Annotated in this window: 15 protein-coding genes and 1 tRNA gene; 10 read left to right on the top strand and 6 right to left on the bottom strand. The window is 74.3% G+C overall.

The features are described from left to right. The first annotated feature begins 39 nt into the window (after positions 1-39). A complete protein-coding gene (gene rsmA / locus HNR12_RS12060) occupies positions 40-975 on the top strand; it encodes a 16S rRNA (adenine(1518)-N(6)/adenine(1519)-N(6))-dimethyltransferase RsmA (RefSeq protein ID WP_179767577.1) in 936 nt (311 codons plus the stop codon). A 67-nt stretch (positions 976-1042) separates the two neighbouring features. Here the strand turns inward: rsmA and HNR12_RS12055 are convergent, their stop codons facing one another. Continuing rightward, positions 1043-2965 carry a serine/threonine-protein kinase gene (locus HNR12_RS12055; protein ID WP_179767576.1) on the bottom strand — a complete coding sequence of 641 codons (1923 nt, stop codon included), beginning with the start codon at positions 2963-2965 and terminating at the stop codon, positions 1043-1045. 262 nt (positions 2966-3227) lie between these two features. Between HNR12_RS12055 and HNR12_RS12050 the strand changes: the two genes are divergently transcribed. Further along, positions 3228-4151 carry a 4-(cytidine 5'-diphospho)-2-C-methyl-D-erythritol kinase gene (locus HNR12_RS12050; protein ID WP_372451051.1) on the top strand — a complete coding sequence of 308 codons (924 nt, stop codon included), beginning with the start codon at positions 3228-3230 and terminating at the stop codon, positions 4149-4151. Positions 4152-4185: 34 nt separating this feature from the next. On the opposite strand, the gene soxR is transcribed toward HNR12_RS12050, so the two are convergent. Beyond that, a complete protein-coding gene (gene soxR, locus HNR12_RS12045; RefSeq protein WP_179767574.1) occupies positions 4186-4647 on the bottom strand; it encodes a redox-sensitive transcriptional activator SoxR in 462 nt (153 codons plus the stop codon). Between the two features lie 69 nt (positions 4648-4716). Between soxR and HNR12_RS12040 the strand changes: the two genes are divergently transcribed. The 3 genes from HNR12_RS12040 (at position 4717) to HNR12_RS12030 (ending at position 8243) form a co-directional block, all read left to right on the top strand. Next, positions 4717-5412, top strand: coding sequence for a transketolase (locus HNR12_RS12040; protein ID WP_179767573.1), 696 nt, complete (start codon positions 4717-4719; stop codon positions 5410-5412). 50 nt (positions 5413-5462) lie between these two features. Next, positions 5463-6362, top strand: a complete 900-nt coding sequence (locus tag HNR12_RS12035) for a transketolase family protein (RefSeq protein WP_179770566.1) — start codon at positions 5463-5465, stop codon at positions 6360-6362. A 99-nt stretch (positions 6363-6461) separates the two neighbouring features. Further along, on the top strand, positions 6462-8243 hold the full coding sequence (locus HNR12_RS12030; protein WP_179767572.1) for an ABC-F family ATP-binding cassette domain-containing protein: 1782 nt from the start codon (positions 6462-6464) through the stop codon (positions 8241-8243). Between the two features lie 52 nt (positions 8244-8295). Here the strand turns inward: HNR12_RS12030 and HNR12_RS12025 are convergent, their stop codons facing one another. The 4 genes from HNR12_RS12025 to HNR12_RS12010 form a co-directional block, all read right to left on the bottom strand. Continuing rightward, positions 8296-9336, bottom strand: coding sequence for a GDSL-type esterase/lipase family protein (locus HNR12_RS12025; RefSeq protein ID WP_179767571.1), 1041 nt, complete (start codon positions 9334-9336; stop codon positions 8296-8298). A 91-nt stretch (positions 9337-9427) separates the two neighbouring features. Further along, complete coding sequence (locus tag HNR12_RS12020) at positions 9428-9916, bottom strand: MarR family winged helix-turn-helix transcriptional regulator (RefSeq protein ID WP_179767570.1); 489 nt, start codon at positions 9914-9916, stop codon at positions 9428-9430. Between the two features lie 169 nt (positions 9917-10085). Beyond that, positions 10086-10745, bottom strand: a complete 660-nt coding sequence (locus tag HNR12_RS12015) for a TetR/AcrR family transcriptional regulator (protein WP_179767569.1) — start codon at positions 10743-10745, stop codon at positions 10086-10088. A 28-nt stretch (positions 10746-10773) separates the two neighbouring features. After that, on the bottom strand, positions 10774-11739 hold the full coding sequence (locus HNR12_RS12010; protein ID WP_179767568.1) for an acyl-CoA desaturase: 966 nt from the start codon (positions 11737-11739) through the stop codon (positions 10774-10776). A 311-nt stretch (positions 11740-12050) separates the two neighbouring features. On the opposite strand from HNR12_RS12010, the gene HNR12_RS12005 reads away from it, so the two are divergent. From HNR12_RS12005 to pth, 5 genes are all read left to right on the top strand, one after another. Then, positions 12051-12122 (top strand) — tRNA-Gln (locus HNR12_RS12005). A gap of 505 nt (positions 12123-12627) precedes the next feature. Then, positions 12628-14091, top strand: a complete 1464-nt coding sequence (gene glmU / locus HNR12_RS12000) for a bifunctional UDP-N-acetylglucosamine diphosphorylase/glucosamine-1-phosphate N-acetyltransferase GlmU (RefSeq protein ID WP_179767567.1) — start codon at positions 12628-12630, stop codon at positions 14089-14091. Between the two features lie 34 nt (positions 14092-14125). After that, positions 14126-15097, top strand: coding sequence for a ribose-phosphate diphosphokinase (locus HNR12_RS11995; protein WP_179767566.1), 972 nt, complete (start codon positions 14126-14128; stop codon positions 15095-15097). Positions 15098-15417: 320 nt separating this feature from the next. Beyond that, the gene (locus tag HNR12_RS11990; RefSeq protein WP_179767565.1) at positions 15418-16071 is read left to right on the top strand and encodes a 50S ribosomal protein L25/general stress protein Ctc; all 654 of its coding nucleotides are present in this window, start codon (positions 15418-15420) and stop codon (positions 16069-16071) included. Between the two features lie 48 nt (positions 16072-16119). Further along, entirely contained in the window at positions 16120-16800 is a 681-nt protein-coding gene (gene pth, locus HNR12_RS11985) for an aminoacyl-tRNA hydrolase (RefSeq protein ID WP_179767564.1), read from the top strand. Positions 16801-16938: the final 138 nt, after the last annotated feature.

Raw genomic sequence — 16938 nt, 5'->3', positions numbered from 1 at the left:
CGGCGCGGCACCGGCGCCCGGCGCTGGCAGAATGGCCCCGTGACCCCTTCCGACTCCGCCGGCGACGCTCGGCTGCTCACCCCCGCCGACGTGCGGCGGCTGGCCGAGCGCACCGGCGTCCGGCCGACCAAGACCCTCGGGCAGAACTTCGTCATCGACGGCGGCACCGTGCGCCGCATCGTGCGCACCTCCGAGGTCACCGAGCACGACGTGGTGCTGGAGGTGGGGCCCGGCCTGGGGTCGCTCACGCTGGCGCTGCTGCCCCACGCCCGCGCCGTCACCGCCGTCGAGATCGACCCGCGCCTGGCCGAGGCCCTGCCGGAGACGGTCGCCGAGCACGCCCCCGGCCACGCCGACCGCCTGCGGGTCGTCACCGCCGACGCCATGCGGGTCACCGAGATCCCCGGCCCCGCGCCCACCGCGCTGGTCGCCAACCTGCCCTACAACGTCGCCGTGCCCGTCCTGCTGCACCTGCTGGAGCTGCTGCCCTCCCTGCGGCGCGGGCTGGTGATGGTGCAGGCCGAGGTCGCCGACCGGCTCGCCGCCCCGCCGGGCAGCCGGACCTACGGCGCGCCCTCGGCCAAGGCCGCCTGGTACGCCGAGGTCCGCCGGGCCGGCGCGGTGGGCCGCAGCGTGTTCTGGCCCGCGCCCAACGTCGACTCCGGCCTGGTGGCGCTGCGCCGCCGGCCCGCGCCCGGTGCCGAGGCGGACCGGCGCGAGGTGTTCGCCGTCATCGACGCCGCGTTCGCGCAGCGCCGCAAGACCCTGCGCGCGGCACTGGCCGGGTGGGCGGGGTCGGCGCCGGCCGCCGAGCGCGTCCTGCGCGCGGCCGGGGTCGACCCGGGCGCGCGCGGCGAGGCGCTGGGCATCGCGGACTTCACCCGCATCGCCGCCGCCGGCGCGGCCACATCGGGCGGCGCGGGCGGCGCGGGCGCCGGGGCGGCGGCGCCCCAACCCGGCGCCGACACGGGCTGAGGGCCCCGCCCCGCCATCGCCCCGCACCCGGCCACGCGCCGCCCGCGGGGACGCGGCGGGCGGAGGGTCAGGAGGTCCGGCTGACCCCGGCCACGGGGATGCGGGCGGCCTCGTCGGTCCCGCCGCTGCTCAGGTGCAGCGTGGCGGTCTCGACCACCGGCTCGTCCAGGATGAAGAACACCAGGTGGCCCTCGGCCTGGGTGCCGGCGTCGATCGCCCCCCACAGCGGTGCCTGCTCCTCGCGCACCGACGGCTCCTCGGCGGACTGGAAGTTCTGCGGGGAGCGCTCCAGGCGCTGCTGCTCGTGGTCCAGGGTGATCGTCTCGGCGCCGGTGTTGCTCGCGGTCACGGTGAACACGCAGTAGGCGCCGTCGCTGGCCTTGGCGCGCCCCTCGACGACCGGCGAGCAGTAGTACTCCTCCACGCTGAACACCACGCGGCCGTCGCTGGCGCTGTTGGGTCCGGCCGACCCCTCGGGCTCGCCGCCCGCACCGCGCTCGGCGGTGTCCTCGCCGCCGCCCTCGGGCGCGCCGGTGTCCTCGGCCGCCTCGGGGCCGTCGGCCGAGCCGGGCCAGATGAGGTTCTGCATGCCCAGCAGGGTGAGCGTGGTGAACAGCAGCACCGCCAGGATGACCGCCACCACCGCCGTGACGGCCACCCAGCGCAGCCGGCGGCGCCCCGGCTGCATGGGCCGGTGCGGCGGGAGCGAGGCGGGCGGTACGTAAGGCTGGGCGTGCGGACGCGGCCCCCCGGCGCCCTGGTCGGGCGGGGGCGGCACCTGCGGGATGGGGCCGGTCTGGTTCGGCGCCACGGTGGGGTACTGCCCGGTCTGGTGGCCCTGGGGCTGCCCCTGGGCGGCCGGGGGCGCCGGAGGCGCCTGCGGCGGGCCGCCCTGGCCCTGGCGCGGCGGCCCCGCCGGGCGCTGCATCGGCTGGCTGTGGTGGGCCGGCTGGGCGTGCATGGGCGCGGCCTGCGGCGGGCCGGCGTAGTGCGGCGGGGGAGCGGGCGGGCCGGGGCGGCGCAGGCCGCCGTGGGTCTGGTGCGGATTGGGCGGCGGGCCCGGCATGGGGCCGCCCATGGGCGGGAGGTTGGGGTGCCAGGAGGCGTTCAGCGCGTGGCTGACCATGTCGTTGGCGTCGGCGCCGCCGCCGGGGTCCTCGCCCCCGGCCAGCTCCAGCAGCAGGTCCTGGGCCTTGGGCCGGCGCTCGGGCTCCTTGGCCAGCGCCTGGGCCACCAGGCGGTCCAGCGGGCTGTCGAGGTCGCCGATGTAGGGCTCGGCGAACAGCACCCGCTTGCCCAGGGTCATGGCGTCGCCGTTGCCGAAGGGGTGCACGCCGTTGCCCGCGAAGGCCACCAGGCAGCCCCACGCGAAGATGTCGGCCGCGGTGGTGACCTTCTCCTCAAGGAGCTGCTCGGGCGCCATCCAGCCGGGGCTGCCCATGACGATCCCGGTCTGGGTGTGGTTGGTGGCGGTGTTCATCGCGCGCGCGATGCCGAAATCGATCACCCGCGGGCCCGACAGCGACAGCAGCACGTTGGCGGGCTTGAGGTCGCGGTGCACCAGGCCGGTGCGGTGGATGGCCGCCAGGGCGGCGGCCACGCCCAGCGCGAATCCGTGCAGGGTGCTGGAGTCCAGCGGCCCGTGCTCGGCGATGTGCTCGGCCAGGGCGGTCCCCGCGATGTACTCGGTGACCATGTAGGGGCGGTTCTCGAACGTGCCGTGGTCGAGGACCTTGGCCGTGCAGAAGGAGGCGACCCTGCGGGCGTTCTCCATCTCGTCGCGGAAGCGGGCCCGGGTGGCCTCGTCGAAGGCGAGCTCGGGCCGGATCACCTTGATCGCGACGTGGGCGCCCTTCTCGGGGGTGCGGCCCAGGTACACCGTACCCATTCCGCCGCTGCCGAGCCGTCCGGCCAGCACATAAGGACCGATGGTCGCCGGATCTCCGGCAGCCAACGGTTCCAGGTTCTTCGGGAGCCCATCCGACGGCAAGCGACCCTCCCCGACGGTGTCCTAACTCCGCCTGGCCCCCAAGGTAGCGGTGATTGTGTCCCGATACCCACCCGTGCAGGCCACGGCGCCCGGATCCGGACAGCCGGGAGGGCCCGAGGGCGGGTGGGACCGTGCCGGTGACTCCCACCATCATCAGGAAGATGCGTGGACCGCACAAGAGTCCCGAGTCGGGAATGCGGGTTCACGGGGGTGGGGGTTCCTTTACGATCTAGGACTCGTGACCACTAAGACCGCCGTGACCGTGCGGGTCCCCGCGAAGGTGAACCTTCAGTTGGCGGTGGGGCCGGCGCGCGAAGATGGATACCACGATCTGGTCAATGTCTTCCACGCTGTAGCGCTGTTCGACGAGGTTACCGTTACCGGCGCGGACTCGCGCGCAGAAGGCGCGTGCGCCGGGCTCGGTGTCGAGGACGCCACCGGCGGCGGTCTGGCCGGGCACGTGGCCCGGGTGCCCGTGGACGGCACCAACCTCGCGGCGCGCGCCGCCGAGCTGGTGGCCGAAGCCTGCGGCGGGCCGGGCGCGGTGGCGCCGGTACGGCTGCTGCTGCGCAAGGCGATCCCGGTCGCCGGGGGCATGGCCGGGGGCAGTGCCGACGCCGCCGCCGCGCTGGTGGCGTGCAACGCCTGGTGGGACGCCGGGCTCACGCGCGAGGACCTGCTGGCGCTCGCCGCCCGGCTGGGCAGCGACGTCGCGTTCCCGCTGCTGGGCGGCACGGCCGTGGGCACCGGGCGCGGCGAGGTGCTGACCCCCGTGGAGAGCCCGGGGCGCTACCACTGGGTGTTCGCGCTGGCCGAGGGCGGGCTGTCCACGCCCGAGGTGTTCGCCGCCTACGACCGGCTGCGGCCCGAGGCGCCGGCCCCGGCGGGCGACCCCGAGCTGATGGCCGCGCTGGCGGCGGGCGACGCCCGCCGGCTGGGCGCGGCGCTGAGTAACGACCTGCAGCCCGCCGCGCTGGAGCTGCGCCCCGAACTGGGCGCGGTGCTGGAGTGCGGGCGCGCGGCGGGCGCACTGGGCGCGTTCGTGTCGGGCTCGGGCCCCACGTGCGCGTTCCTGGCGGCCTCCGCCGACCACGCGGCGGCCGTTGCCGGGGCCCTGGAGGAGTCGGGCCGCTGCGAGCGCGCGGTGACCGCCCACGGCGACGTCCCCGGCGCGACCCTGCTGTAGCCGCCGCGGGCCCGCGGGCGGGTGCGGCCCGCCCTTAGATCCCGCCCTCGCGCGCGGGCTTGAGCAGCGGCGCGCCCGGCCCGGCGGCGGCCAGTTCGTCGTCGGCGTTCTGCAGGTTGCACGACTTCAGCGACAGGCAGCCGCAGCCGATGCACGAGGCCAGCCGGTCGCGCAGCCGCTGGAGGGCGTCGATGCGGGTGTCCAGCTCGGCCTGCCACTGCTCCGACAGCCGCGCCCAGTCCTCGACCGTGGGCGTGCGGTTGTCGGGCAGGGTGGCCAGCGCCTCGTGGATCTGGTTCAGGGTGAGCCCCACCCGCTGGGCCGCCGAGACGAACGCGAGCCGGCGCAGCGTGTTGCGGTGGTAGCGGCGCTGGTTGCCCGGGGTGCGCTCGGCGGTGATCAGGCCGCGCTCCTCGTAGAAGCGCAGTGTGGTGGGCGGCACCCCGCTGCGCTCGGCGAGCTGTCCGATCGTGAGGCGTACGGGCAGGTGAGACATGTCACATCCGGTCGTGGTCGCGGGTGCGGGGCTTGACTTCCATTTAAGTCGAGGTTTGAGACTGGCGCCATGTCCACCGCACCGGCTCTGACCAGATACGCCGACCTGCCGGCCCTCATCGGTCTGATGACCGGCGACGAGAAGCACCGGATCGCCGCCGAGTCCACCCGCGAGGTCCTGTGGGTGCTCTACGACCGGGTCCTCAACGTCTCGCCCGAGACCGCCGACGACCCCGACCGCGACCGCTTCCTGCTGTCCAAGGGACACGGCCCCATGACCTACTACGCGGTCCTCGCCGCCAAGGGCTTCCTCGACGTCGCGGCCCTGCGCCGCTGGGCCGCCTTCGACTCGCCCCTGGGCCACCACCCCGACCGCACCCTGGTGCCCGGCGCCGAGATCAGCAGCGGCTCCCTGGGCCACGGCCTGGGCCTGGGCGTGGGCACCGCGCTGGGCCTGCGCGCCCAGGGCCGCCACCGCCCGCGCGTCGTCGTGCTCCTGGGCGACGGCGAACTCGACGAGGGCAGCAACCACGAGGCCATCGCCGCCGCCGGGCGGCTGGGCCTGGACCGCCTCACCGCCGTCGTGGTCGACAACGGGTCGGCCACCCACGGCTGGCCCGGCGGGATCGGCGAGCGCTTCGCCCGTGAGGGGTGGACCGCCCGCACCGTCTCCGGCCGCGACCAGGACGCCCTTTACGACGCGCTCACCGCACCGCACGGCCGCCGGCCACTCGCCGTGGTCGCCCGCGTGCGACCGAAGGGATGACGACCATGACCATCGCCGCACCCGAGCCCCAGCACGTCACCGCCCAGCCCATGCGCGACACCTTCGCCGAGACCGTCAGCGCCGCGCTGGACACCGACCCCCGGCTGGCGGTCGTGCTCGCCGACATCTCGGCCGACCGCTTCGCCCGCGCGGCCCAGCGCCACCCCGACCGGGTTATCAACCTCGGAATCCGCGAGCAGCTGCTGATCGGCGCCGCCGGCGGGCTGGCCCTGGCCGGCATGCGCCCCGTCGCCCACACCTTCGCGCCCTTCCTCATCGAGCGGCCCTTCGAGCAGGTCAAGCTGGACCTGGGCCACCAGGGCGTCGGCGCCGTGCTGGTGAGCATCGGCGCCTCCTACGACGGCGCCCACTACGGGCGCACCCACATGGCCCCCGGCGACGTCGCGCTGCTGGACACCCTGCCCGACTGGACCGTGCACGTGCCCGGCCACGCCACCGAGGTCGAGCGGCTGCTGCGCGACGCCCTGGCCGGCGAGGGCAACGTCTACGTGCGCCTGACCGAGCGCGGCAACGCCGCCGCCCGGCCCGTGGGCGCGGGCCTGGTCACCGTCCGCGCGGGCTCGCGGCGGTCGGCCGGGGTGGTGGTGGCGGTCGGCCCCATGCTCGACCGGGTGCTGGCGGCCACCGAGGACCTCGACGTCACCGTGGCCTACACCGCCACCGTGCGGCCCTTCGACCGCGAGGGACTGAACCGGCTGGTGGCCCAGGCGGGCCACGCCGACGTCCTCGTGGTCGAGCCCTACCTGGCCGGGACCTCCGCCCACGAGGTCGCCGAAGCGCTGGGCGACCGCCGCCACCGCCAGCGCTCGCTGGGCGTGCGGCGCGACACCGAGGTGCGCGGCTACGGCACCCCCGCCGACCACGACCGCGCCCACGGCCTGGACACCGAGGGGATCGCCAAGGCCGCCCGCGACTTCTTCCTCGTGTGAGCGTGCCGCCGGCCCCGGGGCGGGCTGCGGCGCGGCCGGACCCGCCGGGCGCGGCCGCGTTCGCCGCGGTGCCCGCGGGCCAGCACAATGGAACACACGATGAACCTCGTCAATCTGCAAGACGTGTCCCTGGCCTACGGCCCGCTGGTGCTGCTCGACTCCGTGTCCCTGGGGATCGATGAGGGCGACCGGATCGGTGTCGTCGGGCGCAACGGCGGCGGCAAGTCCACGCTGATGGCGGTGCTGGCCGGACGCACCGCGCCCGACTCCGGCCGGGTCGTGCACAACCGGGGCCTGCGCATCGGGTTCCTGGCCCAGCGCGACGCCTTCCCCGACGCCAGCGTGGCCGCCTTCGTGCTGGGCGAGCGCGCCGAGCACGAGTGGGCCGGCGACGCCCGCGTGCGCGACGTGCTGCGCGGCCTGCTCAGCGGCTGGGACCTCGACGCCCCGATGTCCACCCTCTCCGGCGGCGAGCGGCGCCGCGCCGCCCTGGCCCGGCTGCTGATCGACAGCCACGACCTCATCGTCCTGGACGAGCCCACCAACCACCTCGACATCGAGGCCATCGCCTGGCTGGCCGAGCACCTGCGCCGGCGCCGCGAGGCGCTGGCCGTGGTCACCCACGACCGGTGGTTCCTCGACGCGGTCACCAACCGCACCTGGGAGGTGGTCGACGGCCGGGTCGAGCGCTACGAGGGCGGGTACGCCGCCTACGTCCTGGCCAAGGCCGAGCGCGCCCGGCTCGCCGCGGCGGCCGAGGAGCGGCGGCAGAACCTCATGCGCAAGGAACTCGCCTGGCTGCGGCGCGGCCCGCCCGCCCGCACCTCCAAGCCGAAGTTCCGCATCGACGCGGCCAACAGCCTGATCGCCGACGTCCCGCCGGTGCGCGACACCGTGGAGCTGGTGCGCTTCGCCAGTTCGCGCCTGGGCAAGACGGTGATCGACGCCACCGACCTCACCCTCACGGCCGGCCCGACCACGCTGATCGACCGGCTCACCTGGCAGCTGGGCCCCGGCGACCGCATCGGCCTGGTGGGCGTGAACGGCTCGGGCAAGACCACCCTGCTGCGCGCGCTGGCCGGCGAGCGCGAGCCCGACGCCGGCCGGGTGCGCCACGGCAAGACCGTCAACCTCGCGCACCTGTCGCAGAACCTGGCCGAGCTGGCGCCCGACAGCCGCCCGCTGCAGGCGGTCGAGGAGGTCCGCCGGCACGTCACCATCGGCGACCGGGAGTTCACGGCCAGCCAGATGCTGGAGCGGTTCGGGTTCCGCGGCGAGCGCCAGTGGACCCCGGTGGGGGAGCTGTCGGGCGGTGAGCGGCGGCGGCTCCAGCTGCTGCGGCTGCTGATGAACGAGCCCAACGTGCTGCTGCTGGACGAGCCCACCAACGACCTCGACATCGAGACGCTGACCGAGCTGGAGGACCTGCTCGACGGCTGGCCGGGGTCGCTGGTGCTGGTCAGCCACGACCGGTACTTCCTGGAGCGCATCACCGACCGCGTGCTGGCGCTGATGGGCGACGGCCGCCTGCTGTTCCTGCCCGGCGGGGTGGACGAGTACCTGAGCCGCCGCGCCGAGGCCGAGGCGGGCGCCTCGGCGGTGCCGTCGCGCCGTTCCGAGGAGTCCGAGGCCGCGCCGGCCGCCGCCGCGCCCGCCCTGTCGGCGGCCGAGCGCCGCGCGGTGCAGAAAGAGGTCCAGCGCGTCGAACGCCGCCTGGACCGCATCGCCGCGCGCGAGGCCGAACTCCACGAGCAGATGGCCCGGGCCGCCGAGGACTACGTCCGCCTGGCCGAACTCGACAGCGAGCTGAAGACACTTGCGGCCGAGAAGGCCGAACTGGAGGAGATCTGGCTCGCCGAGGCCGAGAAGCTCAACGGCTGACCACCGCGCCGGCCGGCCGGGGAGCCCTCGGCCGGCCGGCGCCGGCGGGACCCTAGGGGCGGCCGAGCTCGGCCTCGAAGGCGTCGGCGATCAGGGCGGCGCCCGCGGGGTTGGTGTGGATGTCGGGGCCCACCGCCAGGTTGCACATCCAGGTGTGGTCGCAGACCCGCTCCACGTTGGCGGGCATGCCGGTCTCGCTGCCGGCGGGCACCGAGGTGTCGCCGGACGCGAAGGCGCCGGCGACGTCGGCCACGGCGATGTCCTCGGCGGTGTAGGCGTCGGTGATGACCCGGTTCATGTCCTCGAAGACGCCGGTGGCGTAGTCGACCGCCTCACTTCGCCGCGGCTCGGCGCCCGCAGCCCCGTCCGCGCCGCCCGTGCCCGGCCCGGCCCCCGCCGCGCCCGCGTCCTCCAGCAGCAGGGCCGCCAGGAAGGGGTTGTAATAGGTCATGCCGACGATCCGGGTGTCCGGGCCCGCCGCGCCGCGCAGGCGCCGGGCGATGACCGGAAGTTCGGCCTCCAGCCGCTCCAGGCCGTCGGCCACGCAGTCGCGGTCGATCCCGTCCAGGCCGGTGACCACCCCCGAGCCCGCCGACGGCTCGGCGCCCGCGCCCTCGGTACCTTCGGCGCCCTCGACCGCGTCCAGCACGCACCCGGTGAAGTTGTTGGCGCCGATCCCCACGGTCACCAGGTCGACCCGGTCGCGGTGCCGGCCGAGGAACCGCTCGGCGGCGGCCAGTTGCGACTCCTCGGCGTAGCGCCCCTCGCACAGGTCAGTGCCGCCCTCGACGAAGGTGGTGGTGTCCTCGCCGCCGCAGCCCATCCGGCGGTGCTCCAGGGTGGAGTCGCGGTCGTACAGCCGGCGGTACAGGACGTCGGTGTAGCCGTCGCGGGTCTCCTCCAGCCCGCCGTCGGCGGTGGGCTGCACCCCCACGGCCAGGGAGTCGCCCAGCGAGACGTAGTAGTGCTTGCCGGAGCGGTCGTGGCCGTCCGGCTCCTCGGGCGAGCAGGCGGCCAGGCCCGCCGCCAGGGCGGCGGCGGCCGCGGCCGCCGCGGCGGCGCGCAGGCGGTTGTTCACGTCGACCCTCCCCATCGTGGGCGTCCTCCTCCAGCGCGGCGCGCCCGGTGGCGCGCCGGCGGCGGGGCGGGGGACGCCGCGCAGACCAGGGTGGCCGATGGGGCGATCATTCGTCCAGCGGCGAGAGCACCGCGCGCAGCAGCGCGGCCAGCCGGGCGCGGTCCTCGCGGCTGACCCCCGACAGCAGCGACTCCTCGTAGCTGAGCAGGTCGGCCAGTGCGGCGTCGACCCGCTCACGGCCCTCGTCGGTGAGCCGCACCAGCACCCCGCGCCGGTCGGCGGGGTCGGGGCCGCGGCGCACCAGCCCGGCCGCCGCCAGGCGGTCGATGCGGTTGGTCATGGTCCCCGAGGTGACGAGCGTGGCGCGCAGCAGGCGGCCCGGACTCAGTTCGTAGGGCGGGCCCGAGCGGCGGAGTTCGGCCAGCACGTCGAACTCCCACGGCTCCAGGTCGTGCGCGGTGAAGACGGTGCGCCGGGCGCGGTCCAGGTGCCGGGCCAGCCGGGACACCCGGCTGAGCACCTGCAGGGGTTCGATGTCGAGGTCGGGGCGCTCGGCGCGCCACGCCTCGACCAGGCCGTCGACCTCATCGCGCATAGCCGACAGCCTATCTCTTGATATCAAGATAGTCGCGGTCCGCCCCGGCGGTCGTGCGCGGTCCGCCCCGGGCGGTCGCGTCCGGTCCGCCGGAACACGGCCGCGGGGCGCGGGGGACCGCTCCGGCGGCCCGCCCGCGAACGGGCCGCCAAGCGCGTCTCCCCGGGTGCTAGTCGGCCGCGCGGCCGCGGCGCAGGGTCTCCAGGACCGGCCGGGCCTCCAGGTTGGACAGGCCGTTCCAGGCGAGGTTGACCAGGTGGGCGGCCACGACCTCGCGCTTGGGCTTGCGGACCTCCAGCCACCACTGGCCGGTCAGCGCCACCATGCCCACCAGCGACTGCGCGTACATCGGCGCCATCTTGGGGTCGTAGCCCCGGGCCTTGAACTCCTCGGCCAGGATGTGCTCGACCTGGGTGGCGATGTCGCTGATGAGGCTGGCGAAGCTGCCCGTGCCCGACGCCGCGTGGGAGTCGCGGGCCAGGATGCGGAAGCCCTGGCTGCACTCCTCGACGTAGCGCAGCAGCGCCATGGCGGCGTTCTCGATCTGTCCGCGCGGGGTGTCGGCGGTCAGCGACTCGCCGACCATGGAGAGCAGGGTCTGCATCTCGCGGTCGACGACGACCGCGTAGACGCCCTCCTTGCCGCCGAAGTGCTCGTAGACCACGGGCTTGGACACGCCGGCCCGGGCCGCGATCTCCTCGACGGACGTGCCATCGAAGCCGCGCTCCGCGAAGAGCTCACGCCCGATCCGCAGGAGCTGTTCCCGGCGTTCCTTGCCGGTCATGCGCTTGCGGCGCGACCGGGGCTGCTGCTCGCTCACGGCTTCCATGATGGCTGCCACTCACCTTAGTCACGGATCAGTTCACGGCGTTGACGCGCTTGGCAGCGAGGCGCTCGGCGTTGGGCCAGCGGACCTTGCTCGCCCAGCCAAGCTTCTCAAACATCCAGATGACGCGCGCGGAAATATCGACCTGCCCCTTGAGCACGCCGTGGCGGGCGCAGGTGGGGTCGGCGTGGTGCAGATTGTGCCAGGACTCCCCGAAGGAGGGGATGGCCAGCCACCACACGTTGCGCGAGCGGTCGCGGACCTCGAAGTTCTCCTCGCCGATGGTGTGGCAGATGGAGTTGATGGACCAGGTGACGTGGTGCAGCAGCGCCACGCGCACCAGGCTGCCCCAGAAGAAGGCGGTCAGGGCGCCCCACCAGGACATGGTCACCAGGCCGCCGATGACGGCCGGGGCCAGCAGCGAGAAGAGCACGATCAGGCCGAAGAACCGGTCGACCCTGCGGACGTCGGGGTCCTTGAGCAGGTCGGGGGCGAAGCGCTTGGGCGAGGTCTTCTCCTCGTCCAGGTACAGCCAGGCCATGTGCGCGTAGTAGAGGCCCTTGGCCACCGAGCGCCAGTCGTCGCCGAAGCGCCACGGGGAGTGCGGGTCGCCCTCGTGGTCGGCGTACTTGTGGTGGCGGCGGTGGTCGGCCACCCACTTGATCACCGAGCCCTCGATGGCGAGGCTGCCGGCCACGGCCAGCGCGATGCGCAGCGGGCGGTTGGCCTTGAACGAGCCGTGGGTGAAGTGCCGGTGGAAGCCGACCGTGATCCCCAGGCCGCTGACGAGGTAGAAGACCGCGCCGATGACGATGTCGGTCACGGTGAGGCCCCAGCCCCACGCGAACGGCACGGCGGCGGCCAGGGCCAGCAGCGGGATGAACACGAACGCGAAGACGGTGTAGCGCTCGGCCTTGCCGCGGCCCTCGGGGTCGAGTTCGGGCTCGGGGGCCCGCTTGCCGGTCTGGTCGACTGTCAGTTCGGGTGCTGCGGTCATATGTCCACCTTGCTTGTGGCGGCCGCCGAGGCGGCGCGGGGCGCGGTGCCCCGCTCGTCGGCGGTCGTCGTAACCTATACCTACGTAACCGTAACCTACGCTGCCGTAGGTTTGTAAAGGGTTGGCGATGAACTTCGGGAGCGGCCCCGCCGGGGGGCGGTGCGGTGCCCCCGGGTCCGGGGTTGCGGTGTTTCCCCGTTTCCCCGTTTCCGGGCGGTCCCGGGCGCCGCGGAACGAAGGTGCCGATATCCCGGCGAGCCGCTATCGTTGGCAGTCGGATCGCGCCGCCCACCACGGCGGACGCACCGTCTTCCCGGGTGGTCTAATGGCAGGACGCAGGCTTTTGGTGCCTTGAGGTGAGGGTTCGAATCCTTCCCCGGGAGCCCTCCCCGCCGGGCGCGCGCGCCGCGCCGGCCGCCGCGGCGGTCCGGCCATCGCGAATCTCACATCCGGCCCTTTTTCCGGGCCGCTGCCCCCGCCCCGTGCGGTGAAACGCCCCTCCCCGCCGGCCCGGCGCTCTCCCGGCGCCTCCTCCGCGCCTTGCCGGTGCTCTCCGGATGCCCTTGGGGCAGCGCCCGGAGGGCGTCCCACGCCCCGCCCGCCGGGCCGCCGCCGCGCCCGGTACGCGTGTTTCGGCGGTGTTGCGCCCCGGGTCAGGCCCCAGGTCGGCCGCAGCCGCAACCCGGGCAAGGGCGCATGTATCCTTCCCATGTCGGCGACCGGCGGCCGGTGTTCGCGTGCCCGCCAGGCGCCGTCAGCCACGCAGACACGTCGCGTCGACCCCGCGGGGAAACCCCGCCGAACGCCGCGTCCCGCCCCGGCCGCGCCCCGCGCGGGGGACGGAAATCCCGACATCGCATCCGCCAGCGACCCAAGGAGCCTCCGCCAGTGAGCGTGAGCCGTCCGGCTGCCGTCATCGTCCTAGCGGCGGGTGAGGGCACCCGAATGAAGTCCCGGCTGCCCAAGGTGCTGCACGAGATCTGCGGCCGCAGCATGCTCGGCCACGTGCTGGCCGCCGCCGGCGAACTCGACCCCGAACGCACCGTGGTGGTCGTGGGCCACGCGCGCGAGCAGGTCGTCCAGCACCTCAAGGACACCGCGCCCGCGGTGGGCACCGCCGTCCAGGACGAGCAGAACGGCACCGGCCACGCCGTGCGCATGGCCGTCGAGGCGCTCGCCGCCGAGGGCGTGGCCCTCAGCGGCACCGTCGTGCTGGCCTACGGCGACACCCCGCTGCTGCGCGGCCGCACCCTGGCCGACCTGGTCGAGGCCCACGAGTCCGCCGGCAATGCCGTCACCGTGCTCTCGGCGCGGGTGCCCGACCCCGCCGGCTACGGCCGCGTGGTGCGCGACCCCTCCGGCGCGTTCACCGCCATCGTCGAGCACGCCGACGCCACCCCCGAGCAGCGCGCGCTGGACGAGATCAACTCCGGCATGTACGCCTTCGACGGCGCGCTGCTGACCTCCGTCGTCCAGCGGCTGTCCACCGACAACGCCAAGGGCGAGGAGTACATCACCGACGCCGTGGCGATCCTGCGCGGCGACGGCCACCGGGTCGGCGCCGCGCTCGCCCGCGAGTGGACCGAGATCCAGGGCGTCAACGACCGCGTGCAGCTCGCCGAGGCGCGCCGCCTGCTCAACGACCGCCTGCTCACCGAGCACATGCGCGCCGGGGTCACCGTCGTCGACCCCGCCACCACGTGGGTCGACGCCGAGGTCAGCATCGGCCGCGACACCGTCGTGGAGCCCCAGACCCAGCTGCGCGGGCGCACCGTCATCGGCGAGGGCGCGCTCGTGGGCCCCTGCACCCAGCTCACCGACACCCGCGTGGGCGACGACGCCAAGGTGCGCCACGTGGTCGCCGACAGCGCCGAGATCGCCGCCGGCGCCAACGTCGGCCCCTACGCCTACCTGCGGCCGGGCGCCTCGATCGGCCCCCGCGCCAAGATCGGCACCTTCGTCGAGGTGAAGAACTCCCAGATCGGCGAGGGCTCCAAGGTCCCGCACCTGACCTACGTCGGCGACGCCACCATCGGCGTGGGCGCCAACATCGGCGCCTCGTCGGTGTTCGTCAACTACGACGGGGTCGACAAGCACCGCACCACCGTGGGCGACCACGCCCGCACCGGCAGCGACAACACCTTCGTCGCGCCCGTCCACATCGGCGACGGCGCCTACACCGGCGCGGGGACCGTGGTGCGCGAAGACGTCCCGCCCGGCGCGCTCGCGGTCTCCGCCGGGAGCCAGCGCAACATCGAGGGCTGGGTGCGGCGCAAGCGCCCGGGGACCCCGGCGGCCGAGGCCGCCGAACGGGCGGAGAACACCGCCGAGCGCCGCGGCGAAGATTCATGACAATCGCGTCTGTGTTGTGGGGGGCTTAAGTAAAGTGACCGGCATGAAGGCCGCGGGTCAGAAGAAGTTGATGCTGTTCTCCGGGCGTACCCACCCGGAGTTGGCGGAGCAGGTGGCCGACCAGCTCGGCATCGAGGTCGCGCCGACGAAGTTCCAGGACTTCGCCAACGGCGAGATCTTCGTGCGGTACCTGGAGTCAGTGCGCGGCTGCGACGCCTTCGTGCTGCAGTGCCACTCCGACCCCATCAACGAGTCGATCATGGAGCAGCTGATCATGGTCGACGCGCTCAAGCGCGCTTCGGCCAAGCGCATCACCGTGGTGACCCCGTTCCTGGGCTACGCCCGCCAGGACAAGAAGCACCGCGGGCGCGAGCCGATCTCGGCCCGCCTGATGACCGACCTCTTCCGCACCGCGGGCGCCAACCGGCTGATGTCGGTCGACCTGCACACCGACCAGATCCAGGGCTTCTTCGACGGCCCCGTCGACCACCTCTTCGCGCTGCCGCTGCTGGCCGACTACGTCCAGTCCCGCGTCGACATCGCCGAGGCCACCATCGTCTCGCCCGACAGCGGCCGGGTCCGCACCGCCGACCGCTGGGCCGACCGCATGGGCACGCCGCTGGCCATCATCCACAAGCGGCGCGACCCCGACGTCGCCAACGAGGTCAAGGTGCACGAGGTCGTCGGCCAGGTGCGCGGGCGCACCTGCGTGCTGGTCGACGACATGATCGACACCGCCGGCACGATCGTGAAGGCCGCCGACGCCCTGTTCGAGCAGGGCGCCCGCGAGGTCATCGCGGCCGCCACCCACGGCGTGCTCTCGGGCCCGGCCGCCGAGCGGCTGCAGAACTCCCGCATCTCCGAGGTGGTCATCACCAACTCGCTCCCGGTCCCCAAGGACCGGCAGTTCGACAAGCTGACCCAGCTGTCCATCGCGCCGCTGATCGCGCGCGCCATCAGCGAGGTCTTCAGCGACGGCTCGGTCACCAGCCTGTTCGAGAGCTGACCGCCCGGCGCGCCCGGGACGCGGCCCCTCGGGGCCGCCTCCCGGTGTGTCCGGAGTCGTCGGGCAAGGCAGTAGACTGGATTGAGTGTCCCCAGCTCCCGCTGGGACGCGTTGGGGATCGTGGTCTCACCGCTTCGCGCGGCGGCGCCCAAGGGCGCGCGCGTGCACGGACGGTGTCCGGCCCGGGCGGTCGCCACCGGCCCGCCTTCGCAGGCTACGGCCGACGATGGCCCTGGACGACGCGGCCGTCTACGCGGGAGCCGTTTCAGCAGAAGTCGTGTTCCCCGTGCCGCACGGGGACGATCCCGAGGAGTTTTGTCGTGTCCGAGGTACGCATCGCTGCCGAGCCGCGCACGGAGTTCGGCAAGGGCGCCGCACGGCGCGTCCGCCGCGCGGGTAAGGTGCCGGCCGTCCTCTACGGCCACGGCACCGAGCCTCGCCACATCACCCTGCCCGGGCATGACCTCATGCTCGCGCTGAAGACCCCCAACGTCCTGCTGCGCGTGGACGGGATTCCCGGGTCCGACAACCTCGCCCTGCCCAAGAGCGTCCAGCGCGACCCCATCAAGGGCTTCCTTGAGCACGTCGACCTGCTGGTCGTCAAGAAGGGCGAGAAGGTCAACGTCGAGGTCTCGGTGAACCTCACCGGCGACATCGCCGCGGGCGGCGTCCTCACCCAGGAGCTGGTGACCGTCGAGGTCCTGACCGAGGCCACCCACATCCCCGAGGGTGTCGACCACGACATCGAGGGCCTGGAGGTCGGCGCGCAGGTCACCGCCGGCGACCTCAAGCTGCCGGCCGGCGTCGAGCTGGTCACCGACCCCGAGACCATCGTCGCCACCGTCACGGCCGAGCGCACCGACGAGGAGCTGGCCGCCGACGAGACCGGCGAGGCCGCCCCGGCCGAGGGCGAGCCCGCGGCCGAGGCCGCCGCGGAGTCCGGCGAGTCCGCCCCGGCGGAGTCCGCCGAGTAGGACACCGGACGCGGGCGGGCGCCCGCCGACAACGAACAGGCGGAACCGATGCGTGGTCTGCTGCGCTGGGCGCGGGCGGGCCGCGCATCGGCGTCTCCGGGCGCGGCCGCCGCCGCGCCCGCGGGTGAGGCAAGCGGTGAGGAGGCGGCCGTGGAGGCCGAGCGCTGGCTGGTCGTGGGCCTGGGCAACCCCGGTCCGACCTACGCCGGGAACCGGCACAACGTCGGGTTCATGGTGGCCGACCTCCTGGCCGAGCGCGGCGGCGCGCGCTTCAAGGCCCACAAGGCCCGCGCCGAGACCGCCGAGACCCGCGTCGCGGGGGTCCCGGCCGTGCTGGCCAAGCCCCGCTCCTACATGAACCTCTCCGGCGGGCCGGTGGCGGCCCTGAGCCGGTTCTACAAGATCCCGCTGGAGCGCATCCTCGTCGTGCACGACGAGCTGGACATCCCCTTCGCCGCGCTGCGGCTCAAGCGCGGCGGTGGCGCCGGCGGACACAACGGCCTGCGCTCCCTCACGTCCTCGCTGGGCGCCCCCGACTACCTGCGCGTACGCGTGGGCGTGGGCCGCCCGCCCGGCCGCATGGACGCCGCGGCCTACGTCCTGAAGGACTTCTCCGGCACCGAGCGCAAGGACCTGGGCGTGGTCCTGGAGCGCGCCGCCGACGCCGTCGAGACCGTCCTGACCGAGGGCCTGGAGAAGGCCCAGAACACCTTCCACGCCTCCGCCTGAGCCGCGCCCCGCACGGCCCCGGGCGGGGGCGTTTTCGCCTGCCCCTCGCCTCGGCATTGCGGAGATCCCCAATCGGTAACGCCTTCGGTCTTTTTCCGGCTGCATTCCGTCACGGGCCGCGACTATGTGACCACGTTT

Origin of the sequence: Streptomonospora nanhaiensis (assembly GCF_013410565.1) — a bacterium.
Lineage (GTDB): Bacteria > Actinomycetota > Actinomycetes > Streptosporangiales > Streptosporangiaceae > Streptomonospora > Streptomonospora nanhaiensis.
Note: the sequence above shows the minus strand (reverse complement) of the source record. Positions and strands in the feature narration are given on the sequence as shown.

Excerpts from the sequence above, each read along its gene's own strand:
- soxR (WP_179767574.1), bottom strand. The coding sequence starts at position 4,647 with ATGTCTCACCTGCCCGTACGCCTCACGATCGGACAGCTCGCCGAGCGC.
- HNR12_RS12040 (WP_179767573.1), top strand. The coding sequence starts at position 4,717 with ATGTCCACCGCACCGGCTCTGACCAGATACGCCGACCTGCCGGCCCTC.
- HNR12_RS12035 (WP_179770566.1), top strand. The coding sequence starts at position 5,463 with ATGCGCGACACCTTCGCCGAGACCGTCAGCGCCGCGCTGGACACCGAC.
- HNR12_RS12030 (WP_179767572.1), top strand. The coding sequence starts at position 6,462 with ATGAACCTCGTCAATCTGCAAGACGTGTCCCTGGCCTACGGCCCGCTG.
- HNR12_RS12025 (WP_179767571.1), bottom strand. The coding sequence starts at position 9,336 with ATGGGGAGGGTCGACGTGAACAACCGCCTGCGCGCCGCCGCGGCGGCC.
- HNR12_RS12020 (WP_179767570.1), bottom strand. The coding sequence starts at position 9,916 with ATGCGCGATGAGGTCGACGGCCTGGTCGAGGCGTGGCGCGCCGAGCGC.
- HNR12_RS12015 (WP_179767569.1), bottom strand. The coding sequence starts at position 10,745 with ATGGAAGCCGTGAGCGAGCAGCAGCCCCGGTCGCGCCGCAAGCGCATG.
- HNR12_RS12010 (WP_179767568.1), bottom strand. The coding sequence starts at position 11,739 with ATGACCGCAGCACCCGAACTGACAGTCGACCAGACCGGCAAGCGGGCC.
- pth (WP_179767564.1), top strand. The coding sequence starts at position 16,120 with ATGCGTGGTCTGCTGCGCTGGGCGCGGGCGGGCCGCGCATCGGCGTCT.